Origin of the sequence: Brevibacillus dissolubilis (assembly GCF_006170445.1) — a bacterium.
Lineage (GTDB): Bacteria > Bacillota > Bacilli > Brevibacillales > Brevibacillaceae > Brevibacillus_B > Brevibacillus_B dissolubilis.
Genome location: NZ_VCNA01000007.1, coordinates 76450 through 101040 on the forward strand (window position 1 = coordinate 76450; position 24591 = coordinate 101040).

Annotated in this window: 26 protein-coding genes; 25 read left to right on the plus strand and 1 reads right to left on the minus strand. The window is 49.8% G+C overall.

The annotated features are described in order from the left end of the window. Window positions 1-17: 17 nt before the first annotated feature. The 23 genes from fba (at window position 18) to glyA (ending at window position 21414) form a co-directional block, all read left to right on the plus strand. The gene (gene fba, locus FGI41_RS14400) at window positions 18-872 is read left to right on the plus strand and encodes a class II fructose-1,6-bisphosphate aldolase (protein WP_139491051.1); all 855 of its coding nucleotides are present in this window, start codon (window positions 18-20) and stop codon (window positions 870-872) included. Window positions 873-889: 17 nt separating this feature from the next. Further along, window positions 890-1534: a fructose-6-phosphate aldolase gene (fsa, locus tag FGI41_RS14405; protein WP_139491052.1), complete on the plus strand. Its 645-nt coding sequence runs from the start codon at window positions 890-892 to the stop codon at window positions 1532-1534. A 77-nt stretch (window positions 1535-1611) separates the two neighbouring features. Further along, window positions 1612-2892, plus strand: coding sequence for a UDP-N-acetylglucosamine 1-carboxyvinyltransferase (gene murA / locus FGI41_RS14410; RefSeq protein WP_139491246.1), 1281 nt, complete (start codon window positions 1612-1614; stop codon window positions 2890-2892). Window positions 2893-2909: 17 nt separating this feature from the next. Beyond that, complete coding sequence (gene glpX / locus FGI41_RS14415) at window positions 2910-3869, plus strand: class II fructose-bisphosphatase (protein WP_139491053.1); 960 nt, start codon at window positions 2910-2912, stop codon at window positions 3867-3869. A gap of 57 nt (window positions 3870-3926) precedes the next feature. Continuing rightward, window positions 3927-5204 (plus strand): transcription termination factor Rho, encoded by a 1278-nt coding sequence (gene rho / locus FGI41_RS14420; protein ID WP_139491054.1) that lies wholly within the window; start codon window positions 3927-3929, stop codon window positions 5202-5204. A 75-nt stretch (window positions 5205-5279) separates the two neighbouring features. Next, window positions 5280-6182 (plus strand): M23 family metallopeptidase, encoded by a 903-nt coding sequence (locus FGI41_RS14425; protein WP_139491055.1) that lies wholly within the window; start codon window positions 5280-5282, stop codon window positions 6180-6182. A gap of 76 nt (window positions 6183-6258) precedes the next feature. Then, complete coding sequence (locus FGI41_RS14430) at window positions 6259-7533, plus strand: radical SAM family protein (RefSeq protein WP_139491056.1); 1275 nt, start codon at window positions 6259-6261, stop codon at window positions 7531-7533. A 103-nt stretch (window positions 7534-7636) separates the two neighbouring features. Beyond that, window positions 7637-7834 carry a 50S ribosomal protein L31 gene (gene rpmE / locus FGI41_RS14435; RefSeq protein WP_139491057.1) on the plus strand — a complete coding sequence of 66 codons (198 nt, stop codon included), beginning with the start codon at window positions 7637-7639 and terminating at the stop codon, window positions 7832-7834. Between the two features lie 156 nt (window positions 7835-7990). Beyond that, the gene (locus FGI41_RS14440; protein ID WP_139491058.1) at window positions 7991-8536 is read left to right on the plus strand and encodes a hypothetical protein; all 546 of its coding nucleotides are present in this window, start codon (window positions 7991-7993) and stop codon (window positions 8534-8536) included. Next, on the plus strand, window positions 8536-9252 hold the full coding sequence (locus FGI41_RS14445; protein ID WP_139491059.1) for a hypothetical protein: 717 nt from the start codon (window positions 8536-8538) through the stop codon (window positions 9250-9252). Before FGI41_RS14440 ends, FGI41_RS14445 begins: the two co-directional genes overlap by 1 nt. A 3-nt stretch (window positions 9253-9255) precedes the next feature. After that, entirely contained in the window at window positions 9256-10221 is a 966-nt protein-coding gene (locus FGI41_RS14450) for a hypothetical protein (RefSeq protein ID WP_139491060.1), read from the plus strand. A gap of 65 nt (window positions 10222-10286) precedes the next feature. Beyond that, window positions 10287-11789 carry a cryptochrome/photolyase family protein gene (locus FGI41_RS14455; protein WP_139491061.1) on the plus strand — a complete coding sequence of 501 codons (1503 nt, stop codon included), beginning with the start codon at window positions 10287-10289 and terminating at the stop codon, window positions 11787-11789. Between the two features lie 50 nt (window positions 11790-11839). After that, the gene (locus FGI41_RS14460) at window positions 11840-12424 is read left to right on the plus strand and encodes a thymidine kinase (RefSeq protein ID WP_139491062.1); all 585 of its coding nucleotides are present in this window, start codon (window positions 11840-11842) and stop codon (window positions 12422-12424) included. A 106-nt stretch (window positions 12425-12530) separates the two neighbouring features. Next, window positions 12531-13085, plus strand: coding sequence for a YhcN/YlaJ family sporulation lipoprotein (locus tag FGI41_RS14465; protein ID WP_176560281.1), 555 nt, complete (start codon window positions 12531-12533; stop codon window positions 13083-13085). A gap of 544 nt (window positions 13086-13629) precedes the next feature. Beyond that, window positions 13630-14700: a peptide chain release factor 1 gene (gene prfA, locus FGI41_RS14470; RefSeq protein WP_139491064.1), complete on the plus strand. Its 1071-nt coding sequence runs from the start codon at window positions 13630-13632 to the stop codon at window positions 14698-14700. A 4-nt stretch (window positions 14701-14704) separates the two neighbouring features. Continuing rightward, window positions 14705-15592 (plus strand): peptide chain release factor N(5)-glutamine methyltransferase, encoded by an 888-nt coding sequence (prmC, locus tag FGI41_RS14475; RefSeq protein ID WP_139491247.1) that lies wholly within the window; start codon window positions 14705-14707, stop codon window positions 15590-15592. A gap of 111 nt (window positions 15593-15703) precedes the next feature. Then, window positions 15704-16573, plus strand: a complete 870-nt coding sequence (spoIIR, locus tag FGI41_RS14480; RefSeq protein WP_139491065.1) for a stage II sporulation protein R — start codon at window positions 15704-15706, stop codon at window positions 16571-16573. 165 nt (window positions 16574-16738) lie between these two features. Beyond that, entirely contained in the window at window positions 16739-17818 is a 1080-nt protein-coding gene (locus tag FGI41_RS14485) for an L-threonylcarbamoyladenylate synthase (RefSeq protein ID WP_139491066.1), read from the plus strand. Window positions 17819-17886: 68 nt separating this feature from the next. Next, window positions 17887-18450 carry a manganese efflux pump MntP gene (locus tag FGI41_RS14490; RefSeq protein WP_139491067.1) on the plus strand — a complete coding sequence of 188 codons (564 nt, stop codon included), beginning with the start codon at window positions 17887-17889 and terminating at the stop codon, window positions 18448-18450. Window positions 18451-18468: 18 nt separating this feature from the next. Continuing rightward, window positions 18469-18921: a low molecular weight protein arginine phosphatase gene (locus FGI41_RS14495; RefSeq protein ID WP_139491068.1), complete on the plus strand. Its 453-nt coding sequence runs from the start codon at window positions 18469-18471 to the stop codon at window positions 18919-18921. A 190-nt stretch (window positions 18922-19111) separates the two neighbouring features. Next, window positions 19112-19558, plus strand: a complete 447-nt coding sequence (rpiB, locus tag FGI41_RS14500; protein WP_139491069.1) for a ribose 5-phosphate isomerase B — start codon at window positions 19112-19114, stop codon at window positions 19556-19558. Beyond that, complete coding sequence (locus tag FGI41_RS14505; RefSeq protein ID WP_139491070.1) at window positions 19549-20118, plus strand: TIGR01440 family protein; 570 nt, start codon at window positions 19549-19551, stop codon at window positions 20116-20118. Before rpiB ends, FGI41_RS14505 begins: the two co-directional genes overlap by 10 nt. Before the next feature lie 42 nt (window positions 20119-20160). Continuing rightward, the gene (gene glyA / locus FGI41_RS14510; protein ID WP_139491071.1) at window positions 20161-21414 is read left to right on the plus strand and encodes a serine hydroxymethyltransferase; all 1254 of its coding nucleotides are present in this window, start codon (window positions 20161-20163) and stop codon (window positions 21412-21414) included. A gap of 97 nt (window positions 21415-21511) precedes the next feature. On the opposite strand, the gene FGI41_RS14515 is transcribed toward glyA, so the two are convergent. Further along, window positions 21512-22576 carry a ComEA family DNA-binding protein gene (locus FGI41_RS14515; RefSeq protein WP_139491072.1) on the minus strand — a complete coding sequence of 355 codons (1065 nt, stop codon included), beginning with the start codon at window positions 22574-22576 and terminating at the stop codon, window positions 21512-21514. A gap of 122 nt (window positions 22577-22698) precedes the next feature. Here FGI41_RS14515 and upp point away from each other — a divergent pair, with 122 nt between their 5' ends. After that, the gene (gene upp / locus FGI41_RS14520; RefSeq protein WP_139491073.1) at window positions 22699-23328 is read left to right on the plus strand and encodes a uracil phosphoribosyltransferase; all 630 of its coding nucleotides are present in this window, start codon (window positions 22699-22701) and stop codon (window positions 23326-23328) included. Window positions 23329-23336: 8 nt separating this feature from the next. Then, on the plus strand, window positions 23337-24494 hold the full coding sequence (gene wecB / locus FGI41_RS14525) for a non-hydrolyzing UDP-N-acetylglucosamine 2-epimerase (protein WP_139491074.1): 1158 nt from the start codon (window positions 23337-23339) through the stop codon (window positions 24492-24494). Window positions 24495-24591 lie beyond the last annotated feature (97 nt).

Below are 24591 nucleotides of genomic sequence, written 5' to 3' on the forward strand. Positions count from 1 at the left end.
GGAGGAATCATACGAATATGGCACTGGTACCTATGACAGCGTTCTTAGAAGACGCAAAGAAAAACAAGTATGCAGTCGGACAATTCAACCTCAACAACTTGGAGTTTACCCAAGCGATCACAGAAGCGGCGATTGAAGAGAAATCTCCAGTCATCTTCGGTGTATCTGAAGGCGCTATGCGCTACATGGGTCTGGATAACGTAGTAGCGATCTCTGAAGCTGCTGCGAAGCGTGCAGGCGTACCAATCGCACTCCACCTCGACCACGGCAGCAGCTTTGATGTTGTGATGAAATGTATCCGCGCAGGCTTCTCCTCTGTTATGTTCGACGGTTCTCACTATCCGCTCGAAGAAAATATCCGCCTCACTAAACAAGTTGTAGCAGCAGCACACGCTGTTGGTGTATCTGTTGAGGGCGAGCTTGGCACCATCGGCGGCGTTGAAGACGACCTCGATGTTGCTGAAGAAGATGCTGCTTTGGCAAAACCTGCAGAAGCGATCCGTTTCTGGGAAGAGACCAAAGTAGACTACATGGCAATCGCAGTAGGTACTGCACATGGTATGTATAAAGGTGAACCAAAAATTCACTTCGATATTATTGAAGAAGTAGCACGCAACATCGGCGCTCCGATCGTACTCCACGGTGGTTCCGGCGTACCGGACGAAGCAATCGTGAAGTCCATCCAAGTCGGCGTTGGTAAAATCAACGTGAACACTGAGAGCCAAGTAGCTTGCACCGAGGTAATCCGTCGTGTCCTCGAACAAAAACCGAACGAAATCGACCCTCGCAAATACCTCGGTCCTGCTCGTGACGCTATCAAAGAAGTGGTTAAAGGCAAAATGCGTCTGTTCGGAAGCAGCAACCGCGTATAATTGAGGAGGCCTAGCCCATGCGATTTTTCATTGATACGGCCAATGTAGATGAGATCCGCGAAATCCACGAATGGGGCGTTGTTGCCGGTGTAACAACCAACCCTTCCCTTGTTGCCAAAGAAGGCCGCGATTTTGTCCAGACTCTCAATGAGATCATCGACATCGTTGACGGTCCAATCAGCGCTGAGGTAATCAGCACAGACGCCAAGGGCATGGTGGAAGAAGGCGAGAAGCTCGCTGGCCTGTCCAAGAATATCGTTATCAAAGTTCCGATGACCGAAGAAGGTCTGAAAGCCGTTAAAATCTTTTCCAAGAAGAAAATCCGTACTAACGTCACGCTGATCTTCAATGCGAACCAAGCCTTGATGGCAGCACGTGCGGGAGCTACCTATGTATCCCCGTTCCTTGGACGTTTGGATGACATTGGTCAAGATGGGCTTAAGCTGATTTCGGAGATTACGGATATCTTTGCGGTGCATGACATTGAGACCGAAGTAATCGCAGCAAGCATCCGTCATCCGTTGCACGTGACAGAATCTGCACGTCGCGGCGCACATATCGCAACGATTCCCTATAAAGTCTTCAAACAACTTTTGCAGCATCCACTCACCGATATCGGCCTGGAAAAATTCCTCGCTGACTGGGCGGCTATGCAGAAGTAGTTTCATCCTGTCAATCAAAGCACCTTTTCCAGTGGAGAAGGTGCTTCTTTCAGATATTACCTGAGGAGAGCAATATGATGGAGAAACTGTTTATCACTGGGGGAACACCACTTCAGGGCAAGGTCACGATCAGCGGAGCCAAAAACAGCGCGGTGGCATTAATTCCTGCCGCTTTGCTTGCGGACGGCCCGGTTGTCATCGACAACTTGCCTCATATTCAAGATGTCGATATCTATGTTGAACTGCTTAAAGAAATGGGAGCAGACGTACTGTTCGAGGAAGATTGGATGGAAATCGATGGGCGGGCTCTTACTCTTGATGTGATGCCGAATGGGCGCGTAAAAAAACTGCGCGCATCCTATTATCTTTGGGGTGCTTTACTTGGAAAATTTGGAGAAGCACGGGTGGGATTACCGGGTGGATGTGACCTGGGACCGCGCCCTGTTGACCTGCACATAAAAGGATTTGAAGCATTGGGCGCTGTGGTCACCAACCAGAACGGCGTGATGACGATCAAGGCTCCTGGCCGTCTGCGCGGGGCGCGGATTTATCTCGACCTCGTCAGTGTCGGGGCGACGATCAATATCATGCTGGCGGCAACCAAAGCAGAAGGCTTGACGATTATTGAAAACGCTGCCCGTGAACCAGAAATCGTGGATGTTGCGACTCTTTTGAATAATATGGGGGCCAATATCAAAGGAGCAGGTACCGATGTGATCCGCATCCAAGGTGTCGATCAGCTGCGCGGATGCCGCCACACGATCATTCCTGACCGGATTGAGGCGGGGACGTACATGATCGCAGCCGCCGCTACCCGTGGCGATGTGACCTTGGAGAATGTAATTCCGAAGCACTTGGAGCCGATCTCTGCCAAGCTTCGGGAGATCGGTGTGACCGTGATTAATGAGGACGACACAGTTCGGGTCATCGGCGCCGAGAACTATCGGGCAGTCGATGTGAAGACCAGTCCGTATCCGGGCTTTCCGACCGACCTGCAACAGCCGATGACAGCGCTTTTGACAGCGGCTAAGGGATCGAGCATCATTACCGATAATATTTATGGAGCCCGTTTTCGCCATGTAGATGAGCTGCGTCGGATGGGTGCGACGATCAAGGTGGAGGGACGCTCTGCTTTAATTGACGGCGGCGGCAAGCTGCTGGGCGCGCGTGTCGTCGCTTCTGACCTGCGTGCAGGAGCAGCATTGGTTGTCGCAGGACTCATGACCGAGGGTGGCGTAACAGAAATCGAAGGCTTGGAGCATATCGACCGTGGCTATGAGAATCTAGTGCGGAAATTGCGCCATCTCGGTGCAACCGTCCGCCGTCTGGAAGTAGTAAAACGTACGGGACATCAATAAGGAGGTAACAGACAGATATGGAGCGCAGTTTGACATTGGAGCTTGTACGTGTGACAGAGGCAGCAGCACTTGCCTCTGCCCGTTGGATGGGTCTTGGGAAAAAGGATGAGGCTGATGATGCAGCGACGCGTGCGATGCGTAAAGAGTTTGAGAACGTACCGATGGAAGGTATCGTTGTAATCGGGGAAGGTGAGATGGATGAAGCCCCGATGCTCTATATCGGTGAAAAACTTGGTCAAGGCGGAGCTCCATATGTAGACGTAGCGGTTGACCCGCTGGAAGGGACCAACATCGTAGCCAAAGGTACATGGGGCGGGATCACCGTAATCGCGATTGCTGACCGTGGCAACCTGCTGCATGCACCTGACATGTACATGGAAAAAATCGCGGTAGGTCCAAAAGCGGTAGGCAAAGTGGACATCAACGCCCCGATCATTGATAACCTCAAAGCAGTAGCAGAAGCCAACGGCAAAGACATCAGCGATCTGGTCGCAATCGTGCTCGACCGTGACCGCCACAGCCGGATCATTCAGGAGATCCGCGAAGCAGGAGCGCGCATCAAGCTGATTCCAGACGGTGACGTAGCCGCTGCGATCAATACCTGCTTCCCTGATACCGGTGTCGACATTCTGTTTGGTTCCGGCGGAGCTCCAGAAGGCGTTCTCGCTGCTGTAGCCCTCAAATGTCTCGGTGGCGAAATCCAAGGCAAGCTGTTGCCGCAGAACGAGGAAGAGCGTGCCCGTTGCATCCAGATGGGCATCGATCCTGACCGTGTTCTGTTCATGGAAGACTTGGTCAAAGGCGATGACGCGATCTTTGCCGCGACAGGTGTAACAGACGGCGAGCTATTGCGTGGTGTCCGTTTCCAAGGTACAAGAGCAACGACCCAATCTGTCGTCATGCGGGCCAAAACAGGCACAATCCGCTTCGTCGAGGGTAACCATCGACTGGAAAGAAAGCCACAGCTCGTATTGTAAAAAAAAGGTTGGTAACAATAGAAGTAGTACACGAAACAAAGAGTGGTGGAATAATACGTGCTTTTATCTGAATTAGAAGACAAGAAACTGACCGATCTCTACAAACTGGCTAAGGAATTCCAGATTCCCTACTACTCCCAGTTCAAAAAGAAAGAGCTTATTTTTGCCATCCTCCGTGCTCAGGCAGCACGCGAAGGATTCATGTTCATGGAGGGGGTACTGGAAATCCTGCCAGAGGGATACGGGTTCCTGCGCCCAATCAACTACCTGCCGAGCGCGGAAGATATCTATATCTCCCAATCGCAGATTCGCCGCTTTGACCTGCGCAACGGCGATCTGGTCTCCGGCAAAGCACGTGCGCCCAAAGAAAATGAACGGTATTTCGGTCTGCTGCAGGTAGAAGCGGTCAACGGCATCGATCCGGAGCAGGCGGCAGAACGCCTCCACTTCCCGGCCTTGACACCGCTCTATCCACAGCAAAAATTAATGCTGGAGGTCAATCCGACACAGCTTTCTACCCGTCTGATGGACCTGCTCGCACCGGTTGGACTTGGGCAGCGCGGCCTGATCGTCGCTCCGCCGAAAGCGGGTAAAACCATGCTGCTCAAAGAAATCGCCAACAGCATTTCGGAGAACCGTCCGGACATTTCTCTGTTCGTGCTCTTGATTGATGAGCGCCCAGAGGAAGTAACCGACATGCAGCGCTCGGTCAAAGGGGAAGTCATCGCTTCGACCTTTGACGAGCTGCCGGAGAACCATATCAAGGTAGCAGAGCTTGTACTGGAGCGGGCGAAGCGTCTCGTCGAACACAAAAAAGACGTCGTGATTCTCATGGATTCCATCACACGTCTGGCCCGGGCCTACAACCTTGTCATTCCGCCGAGTGGACGTACCTTGTCCGGTGGTATTGATCCTGCGGCCTTCCACCGTCCCAAGCGCTTTTTCGGGTCGGCGCGCAACATCGAGGAGGGTGGCAGCTTGACCATTCTCGCTACCTCTTTGGTTGAGACCGGTTCCCGCATGGACGATGTGATTTACGAGGAGTTCAAGGGAACAGGCAATATGGAGCTGCACCTTGACCGCAAGCTGGCGGAGCGCCGCATTTTCCCGGCGATCGATATCCGCCGCTCCGGAACCCGCCGCGAGGAGCTGCTTTTGTCCAAAGAAGAGCTGGATAAGCTGTGGGCCATCCGCAAATCGATGAGCGATGGTCAGGAGTTCGTCGAATCATTCCTCAAGAAGCTGTCCGACTCCAAAACCAATGCCGAGTTCCTGGAGACCATCGAAACGGCTCCCAAACCGGCTGGCAAATCGAATCTGCAAACCCAGACATGACGGTGAGTATCGGCTCCCGTCATGTTTTTTTGTTCCCGCGCATATCATGGTGATATGGCGATGGGAGGGTAAGAGATGGACGTACAACAACCAGGACTTGCGCCTGACTGGAAAACTGCAGAAGAAGCCAAACAAGCCGTCATTGAAGAGACGTTATTTGACGTGTTCAATCCATTGGGCCAGCTGGATGAGAAATCACAGGCAAAGCGCCCATCTGTGTTTTCTTATACCGTAGCAGAAGGGGACACGCTGTCCGAGATAGCCAACCGCTATGGCATCACCTTGGATGATCTGATGGAACAAAATAAAATCATGAACCCGAATCTCGTCGGCATCGGGATGAAGCTCATCGTCAAGCGGGACGAAGTGAAGCATGTCGTCCAGCGAGGTGATACGATTGAGCTGGTCGCGAAGCGTTATCAGGTGAGCAAAGAGAAGATCATGGAACTCAATCCCTTGGCCAAAGTGATGCCGGATGAATTGTTCGTCGGACAGGTCCTGCATATCCCGATCCAACAAGCACAGCCGATGGCGTCGGGCCATGTCAATATGCGCCGTCAGCTGGCACAGGTAGCCAGCCGCAAATCAACAGGCTCCCGGATGATGGACTGGCCGATCCCAGCTCCTACGATCACCAGCAACTTCGGCATGCGCTGGGGCAAGATGCACAAGGGTGTTGATCTCTGGAATGAAAATAAATCGAGAACCCCGATCCTCGCAGCCAAATCAGGTCAGGTGATCGAAGCAGGAGCCAACCGGGCCGGATACGGTTATATGGTCGTGATTGACCACGGTGGAGGATTGCAGACCTTTTACGCGCATATGCGCAAAATCATCGTCCATGTCGGAGATGAAGTGGATAGTGGTGATATCCTTGGCTACATGGGCAAGTCGGGGGATTCGACAGGCTACCATCTTCATTTTGAAGTAAGACAGGACGATGTGCCGCTGAACCCATTACGGTATCTCAGGAAATAGCTGATCAATTTACAAAGCCCCTCCGATACGTTACAATTGTCGTCATTAGGTATTTGGAGAGGCGGTATACTTTTTCATGAACTTGGTTTATGCGGACAAAAACGGGCAGGTCTATGATCATCCCGGTCTTTTGGCAATTGCACGCAATGGTGACATGTTAACCGAGATTTTGGACGAAGAATTGATTCCCCTGCCGGACGGCGCTACCCTCGTCAGCCTGCCAGACACTGTGCCAGTAGGCATGGACCCCGACACTGGGGAGATGATCAAGCTGGACGGCTATACGGCGGTAGGTGCTCTGATCCCGCAGGGTTTTACCCGTTTGTTGCTACCGGGTTATATTAAGACCGATAAAGACAGCAAGTTCCCACTGTTTGGCTACACGGCTGTCGTGTGGAGAGACAATGCGTTCTGGGTCGCCGGACGCAAGAGCGATGAACCGCATAAGTGGAACCCGCTCAATTTCCCGATGGACGAGCTGCGCGGACGTGTGGAGAAGACATTAGAGGCATTCCCGGAGAACCGGATTTTGCAGCATCTGTCTCACTGTGCCTTGGAATACGAATGCCTGACTGCTTCCAACAACTTCTTCCACCGCTGGGAAGGCAGTCTGCCGGTATCCTACACCTGTAATGCGGGCTGCTATGGCTGTATCTCCGAGCAACCGGATGATAGTGGATTCCCGGCTCCACAGACACGTATGAACTTCAAGCCGACCGAGGACGAGCTGGTACAGGTGATGCTTCACCACCTCCAGCATGAGGAGAGCATCATCAGCTTCGGACAAGGCTGTGAAGGTGAGCCGTCTACCATGGCTTCTATCATCATCCCAGCCATGCGCCGCGTCCGTGAGACGACAGACATGGGCTATATCAATATCAATACCAACGCAGGTCTGACCGATCATATCAAAGGAATCGTCGACGCGGGTCTTGACCTGATGCGGATCAGTACGATCAGTGCCATCGACGAACACTATAATGCCTACTACCGTCCACGCGCCTACACGCTGGAAAACGTAGCGCGCTCTGCCGAATACGCTTCTTCCAAAGGGGTCTATACCTCAATCAACTACCTCTGCTTCCCAGGTGTATTTGACCGCGAAGAAGAGATGGAAGCGATGATTGAATTCATCCGCCGCACTGGCATCAAGCTCATCCAGCTGCGCAATCTCAACATCGACCCAGAGAGCTATCTGGCGATGATTCCAAAAGCGCAAGGCGAAGTATTCGGGATGAAGCAAGCCATCGAAATCTATCAGCAAGAGCTGCCGGACGTCGTGATCGGCTCCTTTACACACGTACCGCCAGAGCGCTTGCGCCGCAGAAAAAACGTCAACGCAGTAGAATAGTTCCAGTTGCTTTTTATGGTTGATGATGCTAATATTCAAGGTATGTGTTTTGACTATAACTCTGATTCGGCAAACGATTCAGGGCGGAAAGAGGTGCACTCGAATGAAACAAGGTATCCATCCTAACTACAAGACCGTTAAAGTTACTTGTGCGTGTGGTAACGAGTTCGAATCCGGCTCTGTTAAGGAAGCTCTCCGCGTAGAGATCTGCTCCAACTGCCACCCATTCTTCACCGGTAAACAAAAGTTTATCGATGCAGGCGGACGTGTAGACCGTTTCAAACGCAAATACAACCTCTAATTTTAGTAGGGTTGTTCAGAAGAGACCAGGTGGGCGCTATGCCCGCCTGGTTTTATTCTTGTAACTGTACTTTTTTGGTACTTGGAATATTGGATATACATAGCATAATATTGTAATTACGGGAGATAATTAAAATGAGGTTAAGGGGGGATTTATTTGATTGATTCAACTGGATATAAAATATTTGTTATTGAGGATCATATCAAGAATGACAGCCTCTTTTCTTCTATTTCTCCTAGGCTACAAACCCAGAAATATTTAGTATCTACTTATGACCTAAGTGAACCTAACGATTATAAAAAACTTCTTAATAATGCTTCTTATTTAGGATTGAGTCAATTTTTAGTGACGCCTTCCTTATTCGGTGAGCTGATTGAGAAGTTAAAAGCATACGATTTTAATTTAAAAGGAATTACTTTTTCCCCTCCGATAAATGCTGAGGATCAAGAATATATTAATGAATATCTTCAGAACATCACGTCCTTTTATTCTGAAGAACAGGTAATTCAATATCTTAAAGTACTAAAAGATGAAATAATAAGGTTTGATGAGATATACGATTCAATACCTGAGAAACTAGTTTTCTCAAAAAATGGTAATATCTATATTATCTTTAATAATGGTGTTTTATTTATTGAGGAAGATGATCAATTAATTGAGTTGGATCGGGTACTTAATTCGTTAATTTATGGGGTGAGCTAGTGAGGACCCTGATTAGCTTAATTAAATATTTATATACAGTTACAGCATCACCTTTAGCTCTTTTGTTGATATGGATATTCAACATAAGACCTTTTAAATATATATATGATAAATTTCATTTGGAGATTAAGTCAAGCAATCCTGAACCAATTATTGCAGCAATAGACCTAGCTATATTATTACTTTTACACAATATTATATGGAAAATAGTAAGTAAATTAAAACGCCCGGTGAATATTAAGGTAACAATTATAGACCCAAAGGATGCTTTAGATGAGGAAACCACAAAATATGACTTTGGTGGACAAGCTAGAAAATTAAAAGTTAAGGGACAGGTTTCTTACAAGAATTTATTTTATAAGAGAATTTCAACATTGTTTGGAATAGCTAATCATGTATTAGAGATACGCTGGAATAAAAACTGGTTAACGGTTGCTGTCGATGATAAACGTGGAGATATTGAAAGTGGTAAAATTGAGGGGAATCGTTGGTATTGTGATTTAACGGCACTAATTGAAAAATATGATATAGAAACAAACATAGAATTGCCCATTTACTTTTCAGTGAATAATGACTTTATAAGGACGGGTAAAATATCAGCAAGGATTATAAGTGGTGGGAATATCTGGGCATCCATTTTTTTTTCGATCCTAACTGCACCATTGGTAAAAAAAGAGTTGAAGGATAGAAAAATTGTTTTAAACAAGGGTGAATAATCAATGTTCAATGCATCTTTGGTTAGATTTAATGACATCAGGTCACTAGAAGTCGCTTTGGAGAAACTTGATGATTCGAGAATTCTTGATGAAACTGTGGATGACGATGATTGGCCATATGAAGAAAAGTTAACAAAAAGATGGTTAAAACTAGGGAACCCTTTTAAGGAAGGAATAAATACTATAGAATCAGGAACTAAAGATATGGTTCGATTCCTTATAGCCGAGGGTTGTAACGAAAGAACAAGAAGAAAAGATAAGTGGTATGAAGATCAATCTAGGGAAGAATTAGTCCCTTTTGATGAAAGAATCAATAGCTTAAAAGTTATAACAGTCTTTTTTGAAAAAGATGGATTTGTATATGCAGTGCCCTGGATGACTCCTACTGTCAATATGAATACTTTTTGCAACGATCTTTTCCCAGAAAGAATTTGGGGTAAGTTCGAAAAGAATCCAAGTGACTATAATTTAACACCTGATTTTTTCTATTGGTTAATAAATGTATTCACTAGAGGGAATAAAAGAGTCAGCTTTAGCCCAGAGGTAATAATTCGAGCATGGACCGGTTTTTTGGGTACTACGCAAGATTCCTCCCACCGATTGTCAGGTGAGGGGGAGAAAATTTCAGCAATACTAAGCTCTTTAGCGTTCATTTTTATGAATGATCCATTCAAAGCGGTTAATATGGTGATACAGTACGAAAATGAACGGATACCTGTTGCTCTCGGTTCTCTTGGTAATCTAGGGATTTCTGAAAATGAATACGAAGGACAATATAGTATCAGGTATGGGGGTAACCAAAGGAAGGTATTGTTAACATATTTAATGTATACTAAAATACTACCTGCCTTATTTAATGCCTATGGGGAGGCTCGAAGATTAGGTCAATGGAATGAAACTGTAAAAGAGGAGTTTACCACTTTTATAGGCGATACGATAGTCTCGAGGGTAAAGAAGGCATTACCCTAAAAATATATTAAGATGAGGCTGTCTAATATTAGACAGCCTTTTATTTTGGGATAGGAGTAATGTTTATGCCAACCATCGTCTGGTTCCGTCGAGACCTGCGCGTCCATGACCACACAGCACTGTATATGGCTTGTCAGACTGGTGATGAGATCATACCGGTTTTTATCTTGGATGAACGGATTTATCATACGCCTAACATGGGGGCCAAGCGCCTGCACACGTTTTTTTCCGCCATTCGTTCTCTGCAACAAAACCTCGCCGACCTTGGCAGCAAGCTGATCCTCCGCAAAGGCGACCCTGTGACCATACTGCGCGAATTAGCGGCTGAGACTGGGGCGGACAAGCTGTTTTTTAACCGGGACTATACCCCGTTTGCCCGCAAGCGTGACGAGGCGGTCACGGAAGCAATGGAGGCAGGCGGTATCTTTGTCCAGACCTACAAAGACTGTGTCTTGCACGAATATAACGAAGTGCTGACCAAGGCAAAAGAAGCCAAGCCCTACACCGTGTTCACTCCTTATAAACGTTCTTGGCTGAAGCTCCCCAAAGACCGTCCTTATCCGATTCCACAGGATATCCACATACACACATACAAGCAGATCGACCAGCTCGCATCTATCCACATACCCACAATGGAGGAAATCGGGCTGAAGACTCCTCTGGGCGAAGAGTGGGCTCCTGAGAATTTTAGTGAAAAAGCTGCCCGCGACAGACTGCAGGCCTTCATGGAGGATGACGTCTGGTACTACAAGGAGCGCCGCGACTTCCCCGCTGTGGAAGGCACGTCCCGCCTGTCTTATGCCCTCAAATCCGGCTTAGTGTCGATTCGTACCGTCTATGCCTACGCGATGGACGCACTCGAACAGGCACGCGGCACCGAAGCGGAATCTATCGAGACCTACATCTCCGAGCTGTGCTGGCGCGACTTTTATATGATGGTGCTGTATCATCATCCACATACCCAGGAGCGGGCGTACCTCGCCGAATTCGATGCCCTGACTTGGGATGACAATGAAGAGCTGTTCCAAAAATGGTGCCAAGGCGAAACCGGCTATCCGATCATCGACGCCGCGATGAAGCAGCTCAATCAGCATGGCTGGATGCACAACCGTCTGCGGATGATCACCGCTTCCTTTTTGACCAAAGACCTCTTGATCGACTGGCGCAAAGGCATGGCGTACTTCGCTTACCAGCTGATCGATCACGACGATGCGGCCAACATCGGCGGCTGGCAGTGGAGCGCTTCGACGGGGACTGACCCACAGCCATATTTTCGGATTTTCAACCCGGTGTCACAGGGCGAGAAGTTCGACCCTGATGGCGAATTCGTCAAAAGATATCTGCCGGCTCTCGCCAACGTACCGAAAAAATATATCCACAAGCCATGGCTGATGCCAGAGAAGCTTCAGCACGAGACAGGCTGTCTTATCGGCACCGATTATCCACATCCTTGTGTGGATCATGCAATTCAGCGGGAGATGGCGCTTGCCATTTATCAGGAAGCCAAAAAGAGCGGTAAGCAGCAAAATCGACCAAATAACATGGTTGGCGACCCGGACGAGGAATGATATGATTATACGGTTGCAAACATCACATTGCCTCAGAGGGAGAATGAGTTGTGGCCCAATTGTATTTTCGATACGGAGCGATGAACGCTTCGAAGTCTATCCAACTATTAACCGTAGCACATAATTATGAGCAGTCAGGTAAAAAAGTGATGGTCTTCACGCCGGCCATCGATGACCGTTTTGGCGTTGGCAAAGTAGCGTCCCGCGTGGGGATTTCCCGTGAAGCACTGCCGATCAGTGATGACACTGACATCTTCGAGCTTGTTGAGCAGGAAGCGGACAAGCCGGATTGTGTCCTGATCGACGAGGGGCAGTTCCTAAGCCCGCACCATGTTCAGCAGCTGACAGCGATCGTGGACCGTCTGGATATTCCGGTGATCGTCTACGGCCTCTTGAAGAATTTTAAAAACGAGCTGTTCGAGGGAAGCAGCCACTTGCTCTGTGAGGCAGACAAAATCGAAGAAATCAAAACCGTATGTGTCTACTGCAATAAAAAAGCGACACATATCGTCAAATTCAAGGACGGCAAGCCTGTCTACTCCGGCGAAACCATCGAGATCGGCGGAGAAGAGACCTACAGCAGTGTATGCCGCCAGCATTACTACCATCCACCGCTTGATGCGGTCCAATCATAAATCATGAAGACAGATGTAACTGTGAAATTGTAGAAGCCACCTTCCTGCTGTATGCCACTGGTGCCGGATGCGCACACTAGGCAAAAACGGGAGGTGGCTTTTTCTTATGCAACGAAAAAGTAAGTTCACTGCATGGTCGTATCGTCTTGGGATGGTGGCTCTGCTGTCTGCTGTTGTCAGCGGATGTAACCCATCCAACGACTCCCCGATCCAGAACTCCAGTGTCAAAAGCATAGACCCGCAAAACACAGCGACCCGTATCATCGACCAGAACGATGATGAGTTGGATGAAGGCTCCAGACCGGTTGAAGACCGTGATCAGCTCATGGGCCGTAACCTCAATCCGAATCTCAACATCGGTCACCAGGACATTATGAATGCTCAGCAGGATACACAGCAAATGCGGGCTTTGGCCAAGGTCGTCCAAGGTGTAGAAGGAGCACGAGCTACCATAACTGGCGGTCATGCGTACGTCACTCTTGATCTTATCCACAATGTCACCGGACAGGATGCCCGCCGGATCGAGCGTGACGTGATGAATGTGCTTCAGAAGAAGTACCCGCGTTATGAGATCCACATCACTTCAGATGATGGCAACTTCGGCAATATGAACAACCGCAACGCTGGGAATAATCAAGGGATTTTTAACAGAAACCGATAAATCGGGAAATCCGTGATGAAGCTGATGGAACCAAAAAAACAGACCCGCCTCCTAATAAGAGGTTGGGTCTGTTCGTGATCGTCACGACTTATTGTAGATACATGGTACCACTGAATTTAGCGGTATATGTGCCTCCACTCGAAGTATAAGTCACAAAACGTAATGTACCTTGATAGCGATAACCATCTTTATATTCAACGTAGGAAATGGATGACGGGATAGAACCTAATGATGAATATGTACGGTAAACTGTTTTTGAATAGGAGGATACTACTTCTGGAGAAATAACAGATGTTGCTTCAGCTGTGCTTGCCTGTGCAGCTGTGCCAAAAGAAAGGGATACAACGGTCATAAGTGCGAATGCGGTTTTAAACTTACTTACAAATATTTTACAATATTTCTTTCAATATTCATTCACTTCATTCATTTAAAGTATAAAAGATTCGTCCCGTCACTAACGGAGTTGTATGCCCTTTGACTTTTTTCGCTAAATACCCTATACTTATACTGTTACAGAGATATTCTCTATCTAGGGGTGAAAGTTGTGTTTGACCGCTTATCTGCTGTCGAAGAACGATATGAAGAAGTAACGAATTTGTTATGTGACCCCGATGTAATCAGCGATACCAAAAAACTTCGTGAGCTGTCCAAAGAACAGCGCTCTTTAGAAGAAACGGTCACAGCCTATCGTGAATATAGATCCGTCACAACCCAGTTGAATGACGCCAAAGCGATGTTCGAGGAAAAATTGGACGATGAGATGTACGAGATGGTCAAGATGGAAATCTCCGAACTCTCCAAAGCCAAAGAAGAACTGGAACACCGTCTCAAAATCCTGCTCCTGCCAAAAGACCCGAACGATGACAAGAACGTAATCGTCGAGATCCGTGGTGCAGCAGGTGGTGATGAGGCAGCTTTGTTTGCGGCTGACCTGTATCGTATGTACACCCGTTTTGCTGAGAAGAACGGCTTCCGTCTTGAAGTCCTCGAAGCCAGCGAAACAGGCATCGGCGGTTACAAAGAGATCATTTTCTCCGTGAGCGGCCAAGGTGCATACAGCAAGCTCAAGTATGAATCCGGTGCACACCGCGTACAGCGTATCCCGGCTACTGAGTCCGGCGGTCGTATCCATACCTCTACTTCCACTGTGATCGTGCTTCCAGAAGCCGAAGAGGTAGACGTAGAGATCAACGAAAAAGACATCCGCATCGACACCTTCTGTTCCTCTGGTGCAGGCGGACAGTCCGTTAACACCACCAAATCAGCGGTTCGTGTAACCCACATTCCGACTGGTATCATCGTATCCTGTCAGGACGAAAAATCTCAACACTCCAACAAGGATAAAGCCCTCAAGGTATTGCGCGCCCGTCTCTATGACCTCGCTTTGCAAGAAGCGACGGCCGAAGCAGATGCACAGCGTAAATCTCTCGTTGGTACAGGTGACCGTTCTGAGCGTATCCGTACCTATAACTTCCCGCAAAGCCGTGTAACCGATCACCGTATCGGTCTTACCCTGCACCGTCTGGAAAGCATCCTCTCAGGTGAACTGGACGAAGTGATCGATAACCTGATCATGCATGAGCAAACGGAGTTGTTGAAAAGTGCAACCTCTTAATTCAATGGAGATCAAAACCATTCGAGAAGCCCTGCTATGGGCTTCTCGATTTTTACAAGATGCCGGAACCCGTGACCCGAGATTTGAAGCAGAGCTGATGATCCGACATGTGCTTCAGATGAGCCGGGCCAGCTTTATGGCTTCGCTGCCTGATCCTATCTCGGTAGAGGCTATGCAAGAGGTGGAGAGTCTATGCCGCCGCCGTGCCAAGCATGAGCCGATCCAGTATATGATCGGGGAGCAGAATTTTTATGGACGTGATTTTCTCGTAGCCCCAGGTGTGTTGATCCCGCGGCCTGAGACAGAGCTGTTGGTCGAGCAGATTATGCTGTTTGCCAGCCGCATATGGAATCAGGGGGAGACGCTTGATCTGGTGGATATCGGCACAGGTAGTGGGGCGATTTCGCTAACATTAGCCTGTGAACAACCGTCGTGGAAAGTCTCTACAGTCGACTTATCCCCAGATGCTATTGCGATCGCAAGGCAAAATGCGGCAAGGCTCGCTGTGGAAAACCGTGTACGATTCCTCCAAGGAGACTTGGTGCAGCCGCTGATTGATCTGGGCGAGCATGTGGATATCCTCGTCTCCAACCCGCCGTATATCCCCAGCCGGGATGTGGATGAGCTGGACGTCGAGGTGCGCGAGTATGAGCCTCGTCTGGCTCTGGACGGCGGAGATGATGGTCTGGATTGCTACCGGCGCATCTGTGCGGCATTGCCGGATGTACTCAAGCCAACCGCTCTTGTCGGCTTCGAGGTGGGCATTCATCAAGCGCAAGACGTAGCGGAGCTGATGATGCAGTCCGGCGTCATTGACGAAGTCTCGATTTTTCCTGATCTGGCGGGCATTGACCGCATGGTGATCGGGGTGCGTCACAAGCCAAACTCGTAAACTAGCAAATTTTTTTACGAACCGTGTATAGATACCAAATTCCCTGACCATACTGACAACTAGAGAGATACAAAACAAAGTGTCAGAACATTCGAGGGGAGATTGGTATCTATGAAACGGTTCTTTTTTATTCTGTTCGCACTGACGGTCGCACTGATGAGCTGGGAAGGTCAAAAATCTTCTGCCAACGTAATCGACAACGGACCGATTCCGACCGAGTCCATCCGCTTACGCATCCTGGCCAACAGCGACTCCATGCAAGATCAATGGCTCAAACGTGAAGTCCGCGACGCGATCATCGCGAATATGAATAACTGGGTGACCGATATCCAATCTTTCGACGAAGCAAGAGAAGTAGTCAAAAATCGTCTGCCAGAGCTGCAAGAGATCGTGGAGGAGACCATCCGCGACCGTGGATTCTCCTACGAAGCAACCGTTGATTTCGGCGCTGTGCCATTCCCGACCAAGCTGTACGGCTCCTACGTCTATCCAGCAGGCGAATACGAAGCGCTCCGCGTCCGCATCGGCGAAGCCAAAGGCCAAAATTGGTGGTGTGTCCTGTTCCCGCCGCTCTGCTTCATCGACATGTCCAACGGTGATGCTGTACAAGCCAAAGAACCCACAAAAACTGTGGATAACGCTGAGGGAAATGTGGAAAAGTCAGAATTTTACACAGATAATTCCAGAGAGTCTGAAGAGCAAGCTACAGCCCAAGCAACAGAAACTGCTGAAGTGGCTCCAACAGAAGATTCACAGGCTGAGGCCGTAGAATCAAATGCAGTGGAAGTAAACGAATCTGTGGAAACAGCTGTGGAAACTGTGAAAACCGAAGCGGATGATATGCAAGCTGACGAGTATATTCTCGACAATAATACACAAAATCCAGAAGTGACTGTGGATAATCAAAACACGGTGGAAGTACAAGCACCAGAGGTAGAAGTGAGGTTTTTCCTCTGGGAGAAGCTTAAAAACCTGTTCTAATCTGCTTCCCAAAAGATGCCCCCCTTTCCCTGCCTGTAATGGGCAGGTTTTTTTATATCCACAGTTATCCACAAGTTACCCACAACCTGTTGAAAACTTTTGGGCGAATCTCTATACTAGGAAGACAAACCTTGTAGTATCAAGCATAGAAAGGGATTTTTGCACATGCAAAAGAAGTACGAGACACAAGTCTTTCATGTGGATAAAAATGTGGAGCATTTAGAAAGTTGTACACAGATTGTGGATTCCGCAAAATTTGTCGAAGCAGGTGAACTGGTTGCCTTTCCTACTGAAACGGTATATGGACTAGGGGCCAATGCATGTTCTGCCGACGCAGTGGAGAAAATATTTGTCGCAAAGGGAAGACCGAGCGATAATCCACTGATTGTCCACATTGGGGATATGTCACAGCTGTCACAGGTGGCGAGTGAGGTATCCCCAGCCGCCCGACGCCTGATGGATGCGTTCTGGCCGGGGCCGCTTACTTTGTTTTTGCCCAAGCAGGAGAGTGTGCCTGACCGGGTGACGGCGGGTCTTCCGACAGTAGGTGTGAGGATGCCGGCTCATCCGGTGGCACTTGCTCTGATCAACGTAGCTGGAGTGCCCATCGCAGCGCCGAGCGCCAACCGCTCTGGACGTCCAAGTCCGACGACAGCAGCACATGTAGCCGAGGACTTGGATGGCCGCATCGCTGCAATCCTGGATGGGGGAAGCACAGGTGTCGGTGTCGAATCGACGACAATCGACATGACAGTCGAGCCGCCGATGATTCACCGCCCAGGTGGCATTACATATGAACAGATTCAAGCAGTCATCGGGGACGTGGCGATGGACCCGGCGCATCTGCGTGAAAAGGATGCTGCTCCCGTCTCACCGGGAATGAAATATGCCCACTATGCCCCAGAAGGTGAAATGTGGCTGGTAGAAGGCGATGGGGCTTCTGTCCGTGCCAAGATGATCGAGCTGTTGCATCAGGCCAAGGCTCAGGGCTTATCCACAGGGGTCATGACCACAGAGGAGTCGCTTGCGTTCTGGAAGGACTCGGCAGACGCTGATGTGGCGTTAGCCTGCGGTTCTGTAAGTGATATGACGAGTGTGGCCCGCGATCTGTACGGGGTGCTCCGGCAGTTTGACGAGCAGCGGGTTCAATTTATCGTCGCGGAGACGTTTCCGCGTGAAGGCTTGGGTTTAGCGGTGATGAACCGTCTGGAAAAAGCAGCGGCCCACCGGATCATTTCTGTCTAGCTAAAGCGTAAAAGTCATGTTTCTCCTCTTGTCCGCATATGGTGAATGGGACAGGAGGGTGAGGAAACGTGGATGTGACGTTGTTTGAGTGGGGGCAATTTCTTACCTTACTTTTAATCGCGTTGGCGCTGGGAGCGGATGCTTTTTCCTTAGGTGTAGGGGTAGGCATGACCGGGATGCGCCTGAAGAAAATCGCCAAAGTCAGCCTCACCATCGGGCTGTTTCATGTAGCCATGCCGCTCATCGGGATATTCATCGGCATCTACTTGTCAGAAATCGTGGGCGATATCGCTGTCATGGTAGGTGGTCTCATCCTGATTGCGATGGGGCTTCACATGCTGTGGAATGTGTTTTATGGGGATGATGAGGAAGACAAATCAATGAAGACCACGGGCTTTGGCCTGTTTCTGTTTGCGTTCAGCGTCAGTCTCGATGCGCTCTCTGTCGGTTTTTCTCTGGGTTTGATGGAAATCAATAAGTTGTTGGCTGTCACCATGTTCGGTATTGCCGGTGGTGGTATGGCAGCAGCCGGAATGATGCTGGGGAGGCGTATGGGAAATTGGCTGGGGGAATACAGTGAGGTGCTGGGTGGTCTGATCCTCGTCATCTTCGGGATAAAATTCATCCTGTAGACAGGAGGAGAATGGAACATGCGATTGTTATTTGTCTGTACGGGAAATACGTGCCGAAGCCCGATGGCAGAGGCAATTTTTCGTCATAAAATACAGGGTGGCGCAATAGAGGTACGCTCTGCAGGTGTCGCTGCGTACGATGGACAGCCTGCCTCTGAACATGCCCAAAAGGTACTGGTGGAGCGCGGAATCGAGCATCAGCACCGGGCGCGGCGGATTGATGATGAACTGCTTGACTGGGCAGATCTGGTGCTGACGATGACCAAGGGACACAAGACGATGATTATCTCTTACTTCCCCACATCGTCCGGCAAAGTCTATACGCTCAAAGAATATGTGGGTGACCCGTCAGGTGAGATCGCAGACCCGTTCGGTGGAAGCCTGGAGATCTATCGGATGGCGGCAGCTGAGATCGAACAGGAGCTTGACCGTCTGTACACCAAATTGAGCGATCAGTTCTCAAATGAATAAAGCATGAGTGGAAGGGCTGGAAAAGGAATGACCAGACCCTTTTTTTGTATGAAATCCGAATATTTTTATCGATAAATGCCTGCATCGTAAGGATTCGGGGCGAAAATGTGTAAATAATTTCATAAAAGGTATTTCAAACGGCGGAAATAAGGTATAATACAGGGGACTATACACAAACGGAGGATCGCTCATGAAAGTAGCAATTGCAGCCGATCACGGTGGCGTTAAGCTGAAAGAAGAAATCAAAAAGTACCTGACATCGTTGAACATCTCCTTTGAGGACTTCGGATGCGAGTGCGATGCATCTGTCGATTACCCGGACTACGCGTTACCGGTAGCGGAAAAAGTAGCTTCCGGCGAATTCGACCGCGGCATTCTCGTCTGCGGTACAGGTATTGGTATGTCGATTGCAGCCAACAAGGTAAAAGGCATCCGTTGTGCACTGGTGCACGATACCTTCTCTGCGAAAGCGACCCGCGAGCACAATGACACCAATATCCTTGCGATGGGTGAGCGCGTCATCGGACCTGGCCTTGCACTGGATATCGTGAAGATCTGGATCGAGACCGAATTTGCAGGCGGCCGTCACGAGCGTCGTGTAGAGAAGATCAAGGAGATTGAACAGAAGTGGATGTAACACTTATCGGGCAACAGGTTCAGACCGTTGTGGCAGAACTGGCACAGGCGGGCAAACTGACGGCAGGTAAGCTCATGGTAATCGGGTGCAGTACTAGTGAAGTGCTGGGCAAGCACATCGGCAAGGCAGGCAGCGAAGAGGTAGGAGCCGCACTGTACCGGGGGATTTTGGCAGGACAAGCCCCATATGGTTTTTCCGTGGCGTTTCAGTGCTGTGAGCATCTCAACCGGGCCTTGGTGATGGAGCGCTCCACAGCCGAGCGTTACGGCTATGACGAGGTGACGGTCATCCCGGTGCCTGCAGCAGGAGGTTCGATGGCGGCTTATGCTTATAGCCAGATGACTGATCCTGTGGTCGTCGAGCATATCCGTGCTGATGCGGGCATTGATATTGGCGATACCTTTATCGGGATGCATCTGAAGCATGTGGCTGTGCCGTTCAGGCCGTCTCTGCGATCGATCGGCGAAGCCCATCTGACTGCGGCCTTTACACGTCCCAAGCTCATCGGCGGTGTGCGTGCGGTCTACGAGCGCACAGATGCCAACAACAGTTGTTCGTAAGCTTACTCAATCTATCAGATATATATTAGGAGGAGAATTGGCATGTACGAATTTTTGAAAAAGCAAGACCCACAAATCGCGGAAGCAATGCAGCTTGAACTGGGTCGTCAGCGCGACAAAATTGAACTGATTGCCTCTGAAAACTTCGTAAGCCGTGCGGTTGTGGAAGCACTCGGCTCCGTATTGACCAACAAATACGCGGAAGGCTACCCAGGCCGTCGTTATTATGGTGGTTGTGAGTATGTGGATATCGCTGAGAACATCGCACGCGACCGTGTAAAAGAACTGTTCGGTGCAGAACATGCCAACGTACAGCCACACTCCGGCGCACAAGCCAACATGGCTGTCTACTTCACCATCCTGCAGCCAGGCGATACCGTACTTGGGATGAACCTCTCCCACGGTGGTCACTTGACACACGGCAGTCCTGTTAACTTCTCTGGTCTGCTCTATAACTTCGTCGAATACGGTGTAGATAAAGAAACCCAACACATCAACTATGATGATGTACGTGCCAAAGCACTCGAACACAAACCAAAACTGATCGTTGCAGGTGCTTCTGCTTACCCGCGCGAGATCGATTTTGCGAAATTCCGTGAAATCGCAGATGAAGTGGGCGCTTACTTCATGGTAGACATGGCGCACATCGCCGGTCTGGTTGCTGCTGGCCTGCATCCAAACCCAGTGCCGCATGCACACTTCGTCACTTCCACCACACACAAAACGCTGCGCGGTCCTCGCGGCGGTCTGATCCTCTGCAAAGAAGAGTTTGCAAAAGGGATCGACAAATCCGTTTTCCCAGGTATGCAGGGCGGCCCGCTCATGCACGTGATCGCTGCTAAAGCGGTATCCTTCGGTGAAGCGCTCCAGCCTGAGTTCAAGGCTTATGCACAGAACGTCATCAACAATGCGAAAGCTTTCGCAGCAGCGCTCCAAGCTGAGGGCCTGACCATTGTATCCGGCGGTACAGACAATCACCTCGTGCTCGTAGACGTACGCAACCTCAACCTGACTGGTAAAGTGGCTGAGCACCTGCTTGACGAAGTGGGTATCACGACCAACAAAAACACCATCCCATTCGATCCAGAAAGCCCATTCGTTACTTCCGGTGTCCGTATGGGTACGCCAGCGGTTACCAGCCGTGGCTTCGATGAGGATGCCATGCGCGAAGTGGCTGCGATCATCGCCCTCACGCTCAAAAACCCAGAAGATGCAGCGAAACACGAGGAAGCTCGCCAACGCGTTGCCGCTCTCGCGAAGAAATTCCCGCTGTATGACGGTTTGGAAGTCCTGTAAGAGACGTTCCTTCCGTTACGACGGTATGGTATATGGAAAAGACTCCAGTAACAGCTTGATGAAGCTGTCTGGAGTCTTTTTTTTCGGTGCAAGAAGATCAGTCTCGCAACACATAAGGAAGAATTACCGCTTCCTCTTGCAACTCGGCAAGCTCTTGGTAGCTTAGCTGCAACAGTTCCCCAAGCTCGGCGAAGGAACGGAACCCACGCCTCTTACTGCGCTCCTCAATAATGATCGCGGCCCGCTTGGTCGTAATTCCAGGAATGTCGAGCAACCGTTCCAGTGCGGCATTGTTCAGATCGGGCTTGAGCGACGCATCGGACGGTGCTCCTTTCATGTAAGAGGAGAATAGAGATTCTCCTGTGAGCGGGGCAGCAGGCTCTTCTTCTTTTTTCTTCCCGGCCCCGGTATAGCTGGAAAAAAGACTGCCGGACTGCTCAGCCAGCGGAACCACCTCCGACTTCGGCTTAGAAGTGGAAGCCTTACCCTCAATGTGATCGGTTACAGGCTGACCCGGACGATAGTGATCAAAGAGAGAAGTCGAGGAAGAATAAGAGTGATCCGATTCCGAATAGGTTGGAGGAGTCGGTTCTGAGTAGGTAGAGGGAGCGGACTCTGAGCAGGATGGCCCGGTCGGCATTGGTGATTCCCCTGCAGCTTGTCCCTCTCTTGTCGGCGGTGGTGTCAACGGAGGCTGATAGGCAGGAGATCCGGGTGGACGGGTTGGGTCAAATCCTGGATCTTTTCCTTCTTTTACGGCATAATAGCCCCGTACGCACATCTGCAATGTCCCTAAAAAATTCAAAAATCGGTCAGCCGGATACGAGGAACCTGCGATCGTGCATTGATGGTGCTGCCCGAGTCTGATGTCGGTGGGACGTCTGCTCCTCTGGCGGATCTGCACAGTGGCATACTGCTCCCACGGCAGGTATCCACTGAAAGAACCGTTGCGCCAGTAGACTCCGCTTTCACATACAGCGAAGCCTGTTTTGCCATTTCCCGTCTTGCTTGCGTCAATCAGTGCGACGACGAACTCGTGCAGTGGGATCGGAAAGTGTTCACGGGCGGCTTGTACCTTTTGATCGGGAATATGTGGATCGGCATCAAATCCATTAGCCTGAAACGGTGGACAAAACTGCATCAACGTATGTAATAACGGCATAGCAATCACCCTATTTTTGAATGAAATGTGACCATTTCGTTTATTTTACCATGAAAATTGACGTTCACGCTTGTCTCCATTATGATAAGAAAAGCTTACGAGACGAAAAGGAGGTTCTTTCCATGAGTCGTGTATATGTCTTCGACCATCCGCTTATCCAACATAAATTAACACTGATTCGTGATAAAAATACGGGCACAAAAGAATTCCGTGAACTGGTAGACGAAGTAGCTACCTTGATGGGTTATGAAATCACGCGGGACATGCCGCTTGAAGAGACCACCATCGAGACACCTGTATGTGAAGCTAAGTCCAAGGTGATCGCCGGTAAAAAGGTGGGTCTGATCCCGATCCTGCGTGCAGGTCTTGGTATGGTAGACGGCATCCTGAAGCTGATCCCAGCGGCCAAAGTAGGACACATCGGTCTGTACCGTGACCCAGAGACACTCAAGCCGGTAGAATACTACGCCAAGCTTCCAACCGATATCGAGGAACGTGACCTGATCGTCATCGACCCGATGCTCGCGACTGGCGGTTCTGCAGCAGCAGCGATCCAAGCGCTCAAGAACCGTGGTGCAAAAAATATGAAGCTGATGTGCCTGATTGCTGCTCCAGAAGGAATCAAAGTGGTGCAGGATGAACACCCTGACGTCGATATTTTCGTAGCAGCTGTAGATGAATGCTTAAATGATCATGGTTACATCGTTCCAGGTCTTGGTGACGCAGGCGACCGTCTGTACGGAACGAAGTAGGGGGCATTATGAAAAAGATTAAGGTAATGACTGTATTTGGTACGAGACCGGAAGCGATCAAAATGGCTCCACTCGTACATGAATTGGGCAAGCATCCTGAGCAGATCGACTCTGTGGTCTGTGTAACCGCCCAACATCGTCAAATGCTGGATCAAGTACTGGATATTTTCAAAATCCAACCAGATATCGACCTCAACATCATGCGCGACCGCCAGACCTTGGTGGGCGTGACGACGCGTGCGCTGGAGAGCCTGGACAATGCGATCAAGGAAAGCCAGCCGGACATCGTTCTGGTGCATGGTGATACGACGACGACCTTCGTGGCCAGTCTCGCAGCCTTCTACAACCAAGTCGCCATCGGTCACGTAGAAGCGGGTCTGCGCACATGGGACAAGTACTCTCCGTTCCCTGAAGAGATGAACCGCCAGTTGACCGGCGTCATGGCAGATCTGCATTTTGCTCCGACAGATGGCTCTGCTGACAACCTGCGCCGTGAGAACAAAAAAGAAGAAGCAATCTATATCACCGGCAACACCGCTATCGACGCACTGCAGACGACGGTCAATGAAGAGTACCAGCATCCTGTGCTTGAAAAAGTGGCAGGCCAACGTATGGTGCTCATGACCGCGCACCGCCGTGAGAATCTGGGTGAGCCGATGCGCCGTATTTTCCGCGCCGTACGCCGTTTGGTAGATGAGCATGCGGATATCGCTGTGGTGTACCCAGTTCACCTTAATCCAGCGGTACAGGAAGTGGCACAGGAGATTTTGGGCGGCCATGACCGCATCCATCTGATCGAGCCGCTCGATGCGTTTGACTTCCATAACTTCGCACGCCGTGCCCACCTGATCCTGACCGACTCCGGCGGGGTGCAGGAGGAAGCTCCTTCCCTCGGCGTACCTGTTCTGGTGCTCCGCGATACGACCGAGCGTCCAGAGGGGATCGAGGCAGGTACACTCAAGCTGGCTGGTACAGATGAGGATACCGTGTACCAACTTGCTAACGAGCTGTTGACCGATGAAGCGGCATATACCCAGATGGCGCAGGCAGCCAATCCATATGGTGACGGACAGGCGTCCCGCCGTATTGTGGAAGCGATTCTGTATCATTTTGGTCTGTCCAGCGAGCGTCCGGCTCCATTCGTACCGGGAAAAACCAAACAATAAGAAACAATCTGTTCATATGAAGAGAGACGTTGATCACAGCGTCTCTCTTTTTGTTTTATCGGAAAACCACTTTGTTACCAAATAAAATTTGATAAAA